Here is a 13,180-nt window from a genome sequence, read left to right on the forward strand (position 1 = left end):
AGCTTCGACGTCGTGCCGGAGTTCGAGATCGTCTACAACTTCCCGCTGACCTTCACGGGGCTGCCGCTGAGCATCGCGGGCTTCAACAACATCGTGCTGCCCAAGGGCCGGGGCGTGGACAACCCGGCCGCCTTCGCGTTCAATCCGAAGACCGGCCTGGAATTCCTGTCGCGCACGAACCTGGTTCTGGATGTGGGCAAGCTGATCTACAACCAGCCCAACCGGGTCGATGTGTTCATCGGCTTCCAGTACTGGCACAACAAGTTCGGCAACGTCGAGCGGGTCGACTTCAAGGGCACCGAGGAGAAAAGCTTCCTGGCCGGCGTCGCCTTCCACGTCTTCTGATCTCAGGGCCGGCCTCCAGCGTCGCGCCGGCCCCGACCCCTGATTCCTCTCGAGAGAAGGCGGCCGTTCGCGGCCGGATCCGTCATGCGCCGCAACCGTCACGCCAAGATCGTCGCCACCGTCGGGCCGGCTTCGTCCTCGCCCGAGATGCTGCACCGGCTGTTCCTGGCCGGGGTCGACACCTTCCGGCTCAACTTCAGCCACGGTGCCCAGGACGACCACGCCCGAGTGCATGCCGCCATCCGCGCGCTCGAGCGCGAGACCGGCCGACCCATCGGCATCCTGCAGGACCTGCAGGGTCCCAAGATCCGCCTCGGACCCTTGGCCGGCGGGCGCCGCGAGGTCGCGGCCGGCGAGAGCCTGCGCTTCGTGCTCACGCCCACGGACGCCGTGCCCGACGCCATCCCCCTGCCCCACCCCGAGATCTTCGCCGCGGTCGCGCCGGGCCAGGACCTCCTCATCGACGATGGCCGCGTGCGCGTGCGCGTCACCGGCCTGACCGGCGACAGCATCGAGGCCGAGGTGATCATCGGCGGCACCCTCTCCGACCGCAAGGGCGTCAACCTGCCCGGCACCCTGCTGGCCGTTTCCCCGCTGACGCCGAAGGACCGGGCGGACCTCGCCTTCGGCCTCGAACTCGGGGTGGACTGGGTGGCGCTCTCCTTCGTGCAGACTCCCGCCGACGTCCTCAAGGCGCGCGCCCTGATCGGCGACCGTGCCGGGCTGATGACCAAGATCGAGAAGCCTCAGGCCCTGGAGCGCATTGAGGACATCATCCGCCTGTCCGACGCCGTGATGGTGGCGCGCGGCGATCTCGGCGTCGAGATCCCGCACGAGGACGTGCCGGGGCGCCAGAAGGAGCTGATCCGCTCCTGCCGGCTGGCGGTCAAACCCGTCATCGTCGCCACCCAGATGCTCGATTCGATGGTCTCGGCCCCGACGCCGACCCGGGCGGAGGCCTCGGACGTGGCCACCGCCATCTACGACGGGGCGGACGCGGTGATGCTCTCGGCCGAATCCGCCACGGGGCGCTTTCCCGTCGAGACGGTGGCGATGATGGCGCGCATCATCCATCGCACCGAGACGCACAAGCTCTACCGCTCGCTGATCACCGCCTCCGATCCGGGCGAGGAGGAGACGCCGCCCCACGCGGTGGCGGCGGCCTCGGCGCACCTCGCCGACGCGGTGGGGGCCGCCGCGCTCGTGGCCTACACCCTGAGCGGCACGACGGCCGCGCGGGTGGCCCGGCGCCGGCCGGAGGTGCCGATCCTGGCCCTCACGCCGGACCGGGGCATCGCGCGCCGGCTCTGCCTGCTCTGGGGGGCGCACAGCGTCCAGGCGGCGGAGGTCGAGACCTACGAGGCGATGGTGGAAGGCGCCATCGCGCATGCCGTGGAGGAAGGCTTCGCCCGTCCCGGCGACCGCGTCGTCATCGCCGCCGGCATTCCCTTCGCCGTCGCCGGAACCACCAACAACATCCGCATCGCCCAGGTACCTTCGGCCTAGCGGCAAGTACCTCCGGCCTAGCGGCAAGTGCCTCCACGGTCCCGGACGCCGGGTTCCAGACCCGGCGTCCGGCTCGCGATGCTCTTGCCGACCTCGGAAGCCTTCGCCCTCCGGCCATCGCGGTTGCGGCATCCTGACAGAACCGCATGACCAAGAGGCCGCCCTTGGCAAATCGAGGACGCCGGGACTGACGCCTTGTGAATGATCGACACAGCCGGCTCGGTCCAGCGGGGTGTTGTTCCCGATGAGGTTGAGCGTAGGCTGTTCGTGTGTAAGAGCGGTTTTGAAAGCTACGGATCTCGCGCAACCTCCCGCTACCCGATGCCCGACCGTGAATTCGTCGTCGCCGTGGCTGTCCCTACGCGGCGACAGTTTGCACCGAACCGTTCAGAGCCGGAGCAGTTCGACGCTCCCCGCGATGTCACGCATACGCCGCGGCACGTCTTGACGGCGGGGCCGCCTGGCGCCGGGATGCGTACGCTGTCCGGGCGGGATGCGCTGGTCCGATGAACGAGGTGGCGGGCAGGCCCGTGCAGGCGCACGATTTTGCGGCCGACATCGCGGATATCCGGCGCATCGAGGCGCTTCCGACCCTGCTTGATGTCATCTGCCGGACGACCGGGATGGGGTTCGCCGCCGTCGCGCGCGTCACGGAGGATCGATGGGTTGCCTGCGCCGTGCGCGACGAGATCGCGTTCGGTCTTCAGCCGGGCGGTGAGCTGCAGGTCGCGACGACGCTGTGCCGGGAGATCCGGCAGACGCGCAGCCCGGTGATGATCGACGCCGTCGCCGAGGATCCGACCTACTGCGGACATCCGACCCCGGCGTTGTACGGCTTCCAGAGCTACGTTTCCGTCCCCATCGTGCTGCCGGACGACGTCTTCTGGGGCACCCTCTGCGCCATCGATCCGCAGCCCCACCGCGTCGACACCCCTGAGACCAGGGATCTGTTCCGCGCCTTCGCCGGTCTGATCGCCACGCATCTCGACGTCCTGCAGCGCGCCGCCGCCGACGTGGCCCGCCGAGAGCAGCAGGCGTTTCAACTGACTCTGGAGCGACGGCTCCAGAACCTGATCGATCCCGTCGCGATGATGGAGGTGGCCACGGAGGCCCTCGGGCGGCACCTCGGCGTGGATCAGGTCGGCTTCGGCGAACTCGACGCCACCCAGACGCAGGTCAACGTGTACCGCGACTGGAGCGGCGGCCGGATCGCGTCGGTCGTCGGAACGTGGCGCCTGGACGATTTCGGGGTGCCGTTCGCGGCGCAACTCAGGGCCGGCGCGACCGTCGCGGTCGGCGATGTCCGCGCGGACCCGCTGACCGCGCATCCCGATGTCGTCGCAGCCTATGAGGGGATCGGCACGCTCTCCGTCCTCGACGTGCCGCATCTTCGGGCGGGTCGGATGGTCGCCATGCTGTTCCTGCACCATGCGGAGCCCCGCGCCTGGACGCCGGCCGAGATCGCACTGGTCGAGGAAACCTGTGCCCGCCTGTGGTCGGTCCTCTAGCGCGCCCGAGCCGAGGCTCGGCTTCGGGAGAGCGAAGCGCAACTGACGGCGATCTTCGCCAATGCCTCGGTCGGGTTGTCGGCGGTCGACCGCACCGGCCGCTTCCTCCGCGTGAACCCGGAACTGTGCCGGATCCTCGGCCGCCCGGCCGAGGAGGTGTTCACCCTCGGTGTCGCCGACGTCACCTGGCCCGACGATCTCGCGCCGAGCTTCGCCGCGCTCGGCCTGGCCGTCGAGACCGGCCGGGCGGCGTCCCTCGACAAGCGTTACGTGCGCCCGGACGGCACGCTGATCTGGGCCAACAGCAGCATCCAACGGCTCGACGACCGCTGGGGTGACATCAAGCACTTTCTCGTCGTCACAGCGGACATCAATGCGCGCAAGGTCGCCGAGGAGGCCCTGCGGACCAGTGAGGAGTTCAACCGCCGGGTGCTCGCGAGCTCGGCCGACTGCGTCAAGGTCCTCGACCTCGATGCGCGGCTGGAGTTCATGAGCGAAGGCGGCATGTGCGTCATGGAGGTCGACGACTTCGGTGCCGTCGCGGGCGTGTGCTGGCTGGACCTCTGGCCGGGCGACCATCATCCCGACGCCTTGGCGGCGATCGAGGCGGCCAAGCGCGGCGGCACAGGACGCTTCCAGGGGGGCGCGCCGACCCTGAAGGGCTCACCCCGCTGGTGGGACGTCATCGTCACGCCGATGGCCGGTTCGGACGGTGCGCCGGAGAAGCTCCTGTCGATCTCCCGCGACATCACCGCGATCAAACAGGCCGAGGCCGCCCTGCGAGAGAGCGAGGAGCGCTTCCGGACCATCCTGAACACCGTCGAGGCGGCGTTCGCCATCGTCGAGGTGAAGTTCGACGGCGACGACAGGCCGGTGGACTACCGCTTCGTCGAGGCCAATCCCGCCTTCGAGCGTCAGGCCGGCGTCAACCTGCGGGGCAAGTGGGTCACGGAGTTCGCGCCGGATCTGGAGCGCTTCTGGTTCGACGCCTACGGACACGTCGCCAAGACCGGCGAGCCGGCGAGCTTCGAGAACTACGCCGCCGCCTTCGAGCGCTGGTTCGACGTCCGGGCCGTCCGCATCGGCAAGCCCGAGGAGCGTCGGATCGCGATCCTGTTCAACGACGTCACCGAGCGGCGCTCCGCACAGAAGGCGCTGCACGAGAGCGACACCCGCTTTCGTGCGCTCGTGACCGCCGGGGCCCAGACCGTCTATCGCATGAGCCCGGACTGGCAGGAGATGCGCGCCCTCGACGGGGCGGGCTTCCTCACCGACACGGGCTCGCCCGACATGCGCTGGCTGGATGCCTACATCGCTCCGGAAGACCGTCCCGGCGTGATGGATGCGATCGCGGACGCGATCCACCGCAGGGACGTCTTCGAACTGGAGCATCGTGTCCGCAGGGCCGACGGCAGCTTCGGCTGGGTCCTGTCGCGCGCGGTGCCGATCTTCGACGAGCACGGCGCGATCGTCGAGTGGTTCGGGGCAGCCAACGACGTGACGGAGCGGGTGCAGGCCGAGGAGCGACAGGAGGTTCTCAACCACGAACTCTCGCATCGCCTCAAGAACACCCTCACGATGGTCACGAGCATCGCGCGCCAGACCCTCCGGGCGGTTTCGGACCGAGAGCCGGTGGAGGCCTTCGAGCGACGGGTGCAGGCGCTGGCGTCGGCGCACGATCTCCTGCTGCGCACGAGTTGGGCGTCCGCGTCGCTGCGGGCAGTATGCGAGGACGTGCTGTCGACCACCGCTCCCGCCGGACGGCTCGTTCTCGATGGGCCCGACATCGCCATGGGCCCCAGCGCAGCGCTCTCGGCCTCCCTTCTCCTGCACGAATTGGCGACGAACGCGGCGAAGTACGGGAGCTTGTCGTCCGACGCGGGACGCGTCGAGGTGCGCTGGTATGTCGAGGCGAGATCCGGAACACCGGATCTCGTCCTGCATTGGCACGAACGCGGCGGGCCTCCCGTCAAGGCGCCGACCAGCAGAGGGTTTGGCTCCCGCCTGATCCGAATGGGTCTCGGCGGTGCCGGTGGTGTCGAAGTGGATTACGCCCCGGACGGAGTGCGAGCGACGATGCGTGCGCCTCTTCATGAGGTTCAGCGGTCGTGATGAGAGATGCGGACGATGCCACGACGCGGCCGGTGGTCCTCGTGGTTCAGGATGAGCCGATCCTCGCGATGGTCATGAGCGACCTCGTGGAGGAAGCGGGTTGCCAGGCCGTGGTCGCGACGAGCACCGCCTCGGCGATCCAGATCCTGGAGGCACGCGCGGATATCCACGTCGTATTCGCCGATCTCGACGTGCGGGGCTCGGTCATGGGGCTGACGCTCATGGCCATGATCCGGGACCGTTGGCCGCCGATCGAACTCGTGATGACCGGTGCGCTGAGGCCGGACGTCGCTCGGATCCCGGCGCGGGGCATCTTCTGCGACAAGCCCTTCCGCGGCGACAGGGTGGTCGAAGCCGTCCGGAAGTTCGCGGCCTGAACCGCCCGTCCGATCTGTGATCGAGCCCGCTCGGGACGCCGGCCGAGCGGCGCGATGCATGCTGTCGTCGCTCGGAGCAGGCGTGTCCGCTCCAGAGCGACCGGATTGCGTCGATTTCCGACACAGAGCCGCAGATACCGCTTGCTGTCCGCATCACTGGCACGGGTCGCGGGCAGCCGGTCCGTTCGACGACGGGGCCGGGTAGATTCCGGCATCGGCCCTCGAAACGCGGGTCGGAAATCTCGCGTCGGACGACCAATCTCCGCTGCCGGCCATGCGGAGACCCCGGAGGCGGCGCGGAACCTGTCACGCACCGATATCGAGCTTGTGAAGCCGCGGGACGGAAATGCGATGCGGGCGATCCGCTTATCCCCGGCGGCCCGCGAACGCTTGGCCACGTCGAATTGGCCACCCCGAATTGGCCACCCCGAAAAGGTCCTCTCCAATGAAAACAATTCTCCTGGCCGGTCTGGCCACCCTGATGCTGTCACCCGCCTTGGCGCAGAGCGGCCTCCCTCCCCGGCAAGCCGGCACCGAGGGCACGATCGTCGTGCGCGAGCCCAACAGCACGGGCAATGACCGCGACGTCGTCATCTCGCGCGGCGCGACTGGCGCCGACACAATCGAGACGGACTCGGCCGCCGGCGGCAATGCGGGCCGTCCCGAGCAGGCCATCCCGAACAGCAGCGCCGGTGGGCGCTGATCCACGGGATGTTCCGTACCGCCGGCTCCGGCCGGTGGGCTGGGCTTGGCCGTTGTGACGCCCGGTTCGGTTCCCTAACGGGAGCTGAACGTCCCGGTTCAGGATGGGTTGGAAGCCCCGGCTTAGATCGGTCCCCACCCCCGACAGGGGCAGGTGGCGGTCCGGTTCGGCGCCGCCGGGAAATGGCCCATCCGGGCTTAGCGAGCGTCTCGCGCCCCAGGTCGGCGAGCGACATCCGAGGAAGATTTCACATGAACGATACGCAGACCGTCACCGGCACCGTCTGGGCCCTCTTCGGCCACCGCTTCGCCATCGAGGGCAAGGACGGTCGCTGCCTCGCCGACCTGGGACCGAAGGGTGCCGAGGGCATCGCGGTCGCCCAGGGCGACACGGTCACGATCAAGGGCGCGCGCAAGCCGTCCGAGATCAAGGTGTCCTCCATCACGCTCGCGGACGGCACGACGCACGAAGTCGCGTGGCCGACGAAGCACGAGGACGACAAGCACGCCGCGGCGGACCCGGACGCGGCCCGTGCCGCGGTCAAGGCCCAGGGCTATGAGATCGAGGGAGAGCCCAAGCGCAAGCCGAAGCACTTCGAGATCGTCGGCGTGAAGGACGGCGTCCGCCACGCGATCCACGTGGAACTCGACGGCAAGGTCCGTCACGCCATGTTCCGTCACGCCAAGGTCCCTCACGCCAAGCCCGTCGCCGCTTAGGCGAAATCGGTGCGGCCTGTCCGCACCCGGTCGCGCCGGGTGTCGACAGGTCGAACAGGGGTCCGCCGGAACAGGGGGCTTGACCCAGCCGTCGGCGATGGCGGGGCGCTTCACGTTCTCTTGACCCTGGCGAGAATGTCGCACCGGGGCGGAGCCGACGGCACCGCCGGTCGTTGCTTGGCCGAACACGCACCCAGAGGATCATCGCCGGCGATGCCGAAGCTTCCACAATGGGTGTTCGGCCGCGCCACCCTCGCCGTCGGGGCCATCGCGGTCATCCTCGGTGCCGGCGCGCTCGCGATCTACCTCGCCCAGGCGACCACGCTCGTCATCGCGGTCGCCCCACGCGACGGCACCGAACCGGCGCTGATCAAGGCCTACGCCGATGCGCTGGATGCCGGCGGTGAGAACGTCCGGCTCAAGATCCTGTCCTTCGACGACGTCAGGGAAAGTGCGGCGGCGCTTCAGGACGGGCGCGCCGACCTCGCGGTCGTTCGGCCGGACGTCGATCTGCCGACCAACGGCCTCACCCTCGCGATCCTGCGCGACCAGGCCATGGTCATCGTCTCGCCGGAGACGACGGGGATCGATGCGTTTCCGAAGCTCGGCGGCCGGCGGCTCGGCATTGCCGCGCACAAGGATGCCGACTTCTCCCTCCTGAAGAACATCCTCGGCTATTACGGAATGACCTTGGAGACGGACGCGCCCGGCACCAAGGTCCCGGTCAAGTCGGTGCTGCTCGTGCCCGTCGACGCGGCGCAGGTCGGCACCGCGATCCAGAGCCGGACGGTCGACGCCTTCGTCAGCATCATCGCCCCGTCGGCTCCGAAGGCCCTGGCCCTCGTCGAGGCGGTCAAGGCCGTGAGCAAGGGCGGCAAGGTCAATTTCGTCGGGGTGCCCGACGACGGCGCCGTGATCGAACGCTTCCCACGACTGCAGGCCGTCACGATCCCCGGGGGATTGTTCGGCGGGCATCCCAAGCTGCCGGACGACGACGTCAAGACGGTGGGGGCCTCGTACCGGCTGATGGCCCGCGCGTCCTTGAGCCGGGTGGTGGCCGCGGACGTCACGCAGCACCTGTTCGAGATGCGTACGGCGGCCGCGAAGTCGAGCGACGCGGCCGAGTACGTGCTGGCGCCCGCCTACGACACCACCGCGGCCGCGACGAGCGCCCGGATCCCGATCCATCCGGGCGCGATCGACTACTACGAACGCGAGCAGCACAGCTTCGTCGATCGCTACGGCGACACCCTGTACCTGCTCGCGGCCCTGGCCGGCGGCCTGGCCTCCGCCGTCGCCTGGCTGCGTCAGAGGCTGGCCGGCGCCCGGCGCGAGCGCATCGACGAGGTCACGGACCGCTTGCTGGAGATCATCGAAGAGGCCCGGACCCTGCGCGAGCCGGAGGCCATCGAAGCCCTGAACATCGAGATCGACCGGCTCGCCACGGACGTCGTCCGTTATGCCCGGGAGCGCGAGCCCGAGATGCGGACGATGGCGGCGGTCGGCATCGCCATCGAGACGGCGAAGGCGACGGTGGTGGATTGCCGGAACGCTGCGTCCGGCGGTGGAGGACCCGGCTCTCAGCCGATCCCGAGGCCCCGTCTCCACCTCGCGGGCGACGGCGTTCCCTCATGAAGTCGAACGCCCGCTCCTGAGTCCGCCTCCCGTCCACCGGACGATGGGGCCTGCAAACGTGCCTCGACCACGCCCAACGGGCGGCTCTCTCTCGGTGGCCCGGACGGCGCATAGGGCGACCCGCCGCCGGTCCCTCCCCGGCCCCACCTTTTCGTTTGCGCGAAGCGTGCCGGTTGCACGAAGCTTGCAATCCATCGGACCCTTGCGTGCGAAAGCGAGGCTCACTCAGTGACCGATGGACGTGCAGGCAAGATTGCATCGAGTGCGCATTGGCGCACCCAGGAGATGTTCCTGCTTCAGGAGGTCATGAACCTGATCGGCAAAGGCATCCGCCTCGATCAGGTCGCCCGCGAGATGCTGCATCTCCTCTCCGAGATCGTCGGGCTCAACCGCGGGCGCATCGTCCTGAAGGACCCGAACGCCGATGGCTACCGGATCGCGTACGCCTATGGCTTGACCCGCGAAGAGATCGGCCGAGGCCGGTACGCGCTGGGCGAAGGCATCACCGGACGCGTCATCCAGGATGGCCACCTCATCATCGTCCAGGACATCGACAAGGATCCGACCTTCCTCGGGCGGGCCGTCGAACGCGCCCAGCTTCCCCAAGGCGCGGTCTCGTTCCTGGCGCTTCCGATCCGGGTCGATCAGAAGACGGTGGGTGCCATCGCGTGTCACCGGATTCGCCACCGTGAGAGGGCGCTCTCCGACGATCTGACCATCTTGCGTATCATCGCCACGATGATCGGCCAGTTGCTGACCCTGAACGAGCGCGTGGAGCAGAAGACGCGTGCGCTCGAAGAACACAACGACATGCTCGCGCGGGAACTGCGTATCAAGCGTGCGCGCTACGGCATCATCGGCACGTCGCCCGCGCTCCTGCGCGCCCTTGCTCAAGTCGAGAAGGTCGCCGACGCGACCGCGAGCGTCCTGCTGCTCGGCGATTCCGGAACCGGCAAGGAACTGTTCGCCCGCGCGCTGCACCTCGCCAGTCCGCGGCGCGACCAGCCCTTCGTCAAGGTCAACTGCGCGGCAATTCCCGAAAACCTCTTCGAATCCGAGCTCTTCGGTCACGAGCGTGGCGCGTTCACCGGCGCGACCGACGCGCGTGCAGGTTGGTTCGAGCAGGCCAGCGGCGGCACCATCTTCCTCGACGAGATCGGCGAGATGCCCGCAATCCTCCAGACGAAGCTGCTGCGGACCCTTCAGGAGGGCACCGTCGTGCGGCTCGGGGGCAAGCGCGAGATCCGTGTGGACATGCGCCTCGTCGCGGCGACGAACCGGGACCTCGCGGGAGAGGTCGCGCGGGGCCGCTTCCGCGAGGACCTGTTCTACCGCCTCAACGTCATCCCCATCACCCTGCCGCCCCTCGCGGACAGACGGAGCGATATTCCCGATCTCGTACTGCACTTCCTGACGCGGGCGAACCAGGAGAACCAGCGCAACGTCAACCTGACCCAGGCCGCGATCGCGCACCTCGCCCATCAGGTTTGGCCGGGCAACATCCGACAGCTCGCGAACTTCATCGAGCGAACGGTGCTGTTGTCCAACGCGGGCGTTCTCGACGTGGACGATCTCCGGCCGATGCTCGGAGACGCCGGCGGGACGGCAAGCGTGTTCCCCGGGGTGCGGGACGGGAACGGTGTGCCTCCGCCGATCGCGATGATCCGCCCCTATCTGTCGGCCGACTCGCATGGACCCGAGCAGTTGCGCCTCGCGCTCGCCCAGGCCGGGGGCAACAAGACCCGGGCCGCGCAGAGGCTCGGCCTCACCGAGCGTCAATTCTCCTACCGGTGGAGGAAGCTTCAGCCGACCGCGTGAGCGGCTTCGACAAATGTCGACAATGTCGTCAAATTGTCGACATTTGGGGGCGGCGCTTTCGTGGCGCCTCCACGCCGTTTTCTCATAAACAATTGTATTTGCTGAATATTTTGTAATTTCAGATTTTCTTTGGCCTTGGCATCGGCCTTGCGGATGTGTCTTCGAGCCGGCCCTGACCATGCGGGGCACGCGCAGCAAGAGGAGCCATCCATGAGCGCCAGCGCCGCCCCGAAGACCATCACGACCTACCTGCGTCCGATCGATCGCGACGGCCTCGCGAAGTTCGCGGAGAAGGGCCGCGCCAATCCGGGTTCGCGCGGCACCAACAAGGTGCACACCGTCGTCGACGGCCAGTACCGCACCCTCAGCTATGTCGGTCATCACAAGCCGGTGGTCGTCGATGAGCCGTTGCACCTGTTCGGTGAGGACACCGCCCCGGCACCCGGCGAGATCGTGCTGTCGGCACTCGGCGGCTGCCTCGCCGTTGGCATCACCGCGGTGGCGACCTGGAAGCAGGTGCGCCTGTCGCGTCTCGAACTCCACCTCGAGGGCGATATCGGAAACCCGGCCGCCTGGGGCGCCGGTGGCGCCGAGAAAATGCCCGCGGACATGGGCTTCCAGGCCATCCGCGTCGCCGTGACCATCGAGGGCGACGCGACCCGCGAAGAGCTCGACGCGATCGTGCGCCACGCGAACCTCTACTCGCCGGTCGCCAACTCCATGCGCAACCCGATCCCTTTCGAGATCGGCCTGACCGACTGAAGCCGGAGGCGGGGCCGGTCGGTCCCGCCGCATCCCAACCTCTCCGAGGAGATTCCATGATGTCGAGCGCTCTCGCTCTTCGGCTGGCCGATGCCTCGTTCGCGAAGGCGCCAGACGTCACCCCCGCGGCTTCCGAATGGGCGGACGAGGCCGTTCTTGCCGGAACCACGGCGATCTCGGAAGGTCCCTTGAGCGCGGCAGCGGCCAAGATCGACCACGGAGCCTACCCGCTCGACATCATGGCCCAACTCGGCGCTGCGGGGGCGCTGAGCGTTCATCTCGACCGCCACGGCGCCCGCATCGGCCTCGCCATCGCCGCCATGCAGGCGGCGAGCCGGGCCTGCGGAGCCACCGGCTTCCTGATGTGGTGCCACGACGTCTGCGGCCTCTACATGGAGCAGTCGGGCAACCCGGCTTTGACGGGTGCCGTTCTCGACGACCACGCCGCGGGCCGCACCTTCGGCGGCACCGCCCTCTCCAATCCCATGAAGGCCTTCGCGGGGATCGAGCCGATCCTGCTGCGCGCTCGACGCGTGGCGGGCGGCTACCGGGTCAACGGCATGCTGCCCTGGGTCAGCCATATCGGACCGGGCCAGTATTGCGGCGCGATCGCGGGGGTCGTCGGCGCCGGCGATACGATCAGCCACGAGATCATGTTCCTGCTCCGGTGCGACAGCGCGGAGCTGAGGTCCTGCCCGCAATTCTCCGGCATGGAGGGCACCAGCACCTGGGGCTTGCGCCTCGACGAGTACTTCGTCGGTGAGGACGCATTGATCGCGGACCCCGCCAGGCCCTTCATCGGCCGCATCCGCGCCGCCTTCATCCTGCTCCAATGCGGCATGGGCCTCGGTGTCGCCGAGGGAAGCGTGGATTCGATGCTCGCGGTCGAGGAGACCCTCGGCCACGTCAACCAGTTCCTCGACGATCGTCCCGGACAGATCTCGGCCGAACTCGCGGAACTCCGCGCCCGTGTGATGCGGCTCGCCGAGTCCCCCTACGACGGTTCGAACGACTACCTGATCGACGTCCTCGACGCGCGTGCGCAGACGTCCGAGCTCGCGCTCCGCGCCTCGCAATCCGCCCTGCTGCACCAGGGCGCACGCGGCTACATGATGTCGGCCGCACCCCAGCGGCGAATCCGCGAGGCGCATTTCGTCGCCATCGTCACGCCCGCCGTCAAGCACCTGCGCTGGGAAATGGCGCGTCTCTCGCGGGAGATCCTCCCGGCCGACGCCAGCGCGGGAGGCCGGGCATGAGCGTTTCAGAGCCGACCGACGGCCTCGGCCCCTGGAAGCAGTTCCTCTGCCGGGCCTGCGGCCTGATCTACGACGAGGGCGAAGGCGATCCGGACAGCGGGCTGGCGCCCGGCACCCGCTTCGAGGACATCGCGGAGGATTGGGCCTGCCCGATCTGCGGCGTGACGAAATCGGATTTCGAGCCTTACCAGCGCCGTGCATCCGTGGCGCCCATGCCCGTATCCGTCCTCCCGCAGCGCCGGCCGGGCGTGGTGATCGTCGGCGCCGGGATCGCCGGTTGGAGCGTCGCCGAGGCGATCCGGGCCGAGGATGCGCGGGTTCCGATCACCCTGGTGACCGCCTGTAACGGCGACATCTACCACAAGCCCGAGCTCTCGATCGCGCTCGGACGCGGCCTGTCGCCGGACAAGCTGCGGCGGGAGACCGGCGCGGCGGCGGCGGC

The 13,180-nt window shown here is 68.7% G+C and carries 11 protein-coding genes and 2 pseudogenes; all 13 read left to right on the top strand.

The genetic code is table 11. The annotated features are described in order from the left end of the window. Positions 1–345, top strand: a pseudogene (locus MFF30_RS14620) (hypothetical protein); the annotation flags it as partial. A gap of 84 nt (positions 346–429) precedes the next feature. Next, a complete protein-coding gene (gene pyk, locus MFF30_RS14625; protein ID WP_238280124.1) occupies positions 430–1,851 on the top strand; it encodes a pyruvate kinase in 1,422 nt (473 codons plus the stop codon). 506 nt (positions 1,852–2,357) lie between these two features. After that, the gene (locus tag MFF30_RS14630) at positions 2,358–3,359 is read left to right on the top strand and encodes a GAF domain-containing protein (protein ID WP_238280125.1); all 1,002 of its coding nucleotides are present in this window, start codon (positions 2,358–2,360) and stop codon (positions 3,357–3,359) included. Positions 3,360–3,395: 36 nt separating this feature from the next. Further along, positions 3,396–3,749, top strand: a pseudogene (locus MFF30_RS26205) (PAS domain-containing protein); the annotation flags it as partial. Between the two features lie 39 nt (positions 3,750–3,788). After that, positions 3,789–5,471, top strand: coding sequence for a PAS domain-containing protein (locus tag MFF30_RS26210; protein ID WP_373320906.1), 1,683 nt, complete (start codon positions 3,789–3,791; stop codon positions 5,469–5,471). Further along, a complete protein-coding gene (locus MFF30_RS14640; protein WP_238280127.1) occupies positions 5,471–5,848 on the top strand; it encodes a response regulator in 378 nt (125 codons plus the stop codon). Before MFF30_RS26210 ends, MFF30_RS14640 begins: the two co-directional genes overlap by 1 nt. Before the next feature lie 445 nt (positions 5,849–6,293). Then, the gene (locus MFF30_RS14645) at positions 6,294–6,551 is read left to right on the top strand and encodes a hypothetical protein (protein WP_238280128.1); all 258 of its coding nucleotides are present in this window, start codon (positions 6,294–6,296) and stop codon (positions 6,549–6,551) included. 251 nt (positions 6,552–6,802) lie between these two features. Further along, positions 6,803–7,267, top strand: a complete 465-nt coding sequence (locus MFF30_RS14650; RefSeq protein ID WP_238280129.1) for a hypothetical protein — start codon at positions 6,803–6,805, stop codon at positions 7,265–7,267. A gap of 213 nt (positions 7,268–7,480) precedes the next feature. After that, the gene (locus MFF30_RS14655) at positions 7,481–8,902 is read left to right on the top strand and encodes a TAXI family TRAP transporter solute-binding subunit (protein ID WP_238280130.1); all 1,422 of its coding nucleotides are present in this window, start codon (positions 7,481–7,483) and stop codon (positions 8,900–8,902) included. A 285-nt stretch (positions 8,903–9,187) separates the two neighbouring features. Beyond that, positions 9,188–10,720, top strand: a complete 1,533-nt coding sequence (locus MFF30_RS14660) for a sigma 54-interacting transcriptional regulator (protein WP_373320907.1) — start codon at positions 9,188–9,190, stop codon at positions 10,718–10,720. A gap of 210 nt (positions 10,721–10,930) precedes the next feature. Next, positions 10,931–11,482, top strand: coding sequence for an OsmC family protein (locus MFF30_RS14665; RefSeq protein WP_238280131.1), 552 nt, complete (start codon positions 10,931–10,933; stop codon positions 11,480–11,482). 59 nt (positions 11,483–11,541) lie between these two features. Continuing rightward, entirely contained in the window at positions 11,542–12,738 is a 1,197-nt protein-coding gene (locus MFF30_RS14670; protein WP_238280134.1) for an acyl-CoA dehydrogenase family protein, read from the top strand. Next, positions 12,735–13,180 (top strand): rubredoxin (locus tag MFF30_RS14675; RefSeq protein WP_238280132.1); only part of this gene is annotated, 446 nt, incomplete at its 3' end. The genes MFF30_RS14670 and MFF30_RS14675, both read left to right, overlap by 4 nt.

Origin of the sequence: Methylobacterium goesingense, assembly GCF_022179225.1 — a bacterium.
In the GTDB taxonomy this organism is placed as follows: domain Bacteria; phylum Pseudomonadota; class Alphaproteobacteria; order Rhizobiales; family Beijerinckiaceae; genus Methylobacterium; species Methylobacterium goesingense.

Coding starts and splice junctions, on each gene's coding strand:
- MFF30_RS14660 (WP_373320907.1), top strand. CDS start 9,188: ATGTTCCTGCTTCAGGAGGTCATGAACCTGATCGGCAAAGGCATCCGC.
- MFF30_RS14650 (WP_238280129.1), top strand. CDS start 6,803: ATGAACGATACGCAGACCGTCACCGGCACCGTCTGGGCCCTCTTCGGC.
- MFF30_RS14630 (WP_238280125.1), top strand. CDS start 2,358: ATGAACGAGGTGGCGGGCAGGCCCGTGCAGGCGCACGATTTTGCGGCC.
- MFF30_RS14655 (WP_238280130.1), top strand. CDS start 7,481: ATGCCGAAGCTTCCACAATGGGTGTTCGGCCGCGCCACCCTCGCCGTC.
- MFF30_RS14670 (WP_238280134.1), top strand. CDS start 11,542: ATGTCGAGCGCTCTCGCTCTTCGGCTGGCCGATGCCTCGTTCGCGAAG.
- MFF30_RS14645 (WP_238280128.1), top strand. CDS start 6,294: ATGAAAACAATTCTCCTGGCCGGTCTGGCCACCCTGATGCTGTCACCC.
- MFF30_RS14640 (WP_238280127.1), top strand. CDS start 5,471: ATGAGAGATGCGGACGATGCCACGACGCGGCCGGTGGTCCTCGTGGTT.
- MFF30_RS14665 (WP_238280131.1), top strand. CDS start 10,931: ATGAGCGCCAGCGCCGCCCCGAAGACCATCACGACCTACCTGCGTCCG.
- pyk (WP_238280124.1), top strand. CDS start 430: ATGCGCCGCAACCGTCACGCCAAGATCGTCGCCACCGTCGGGCCGGCT.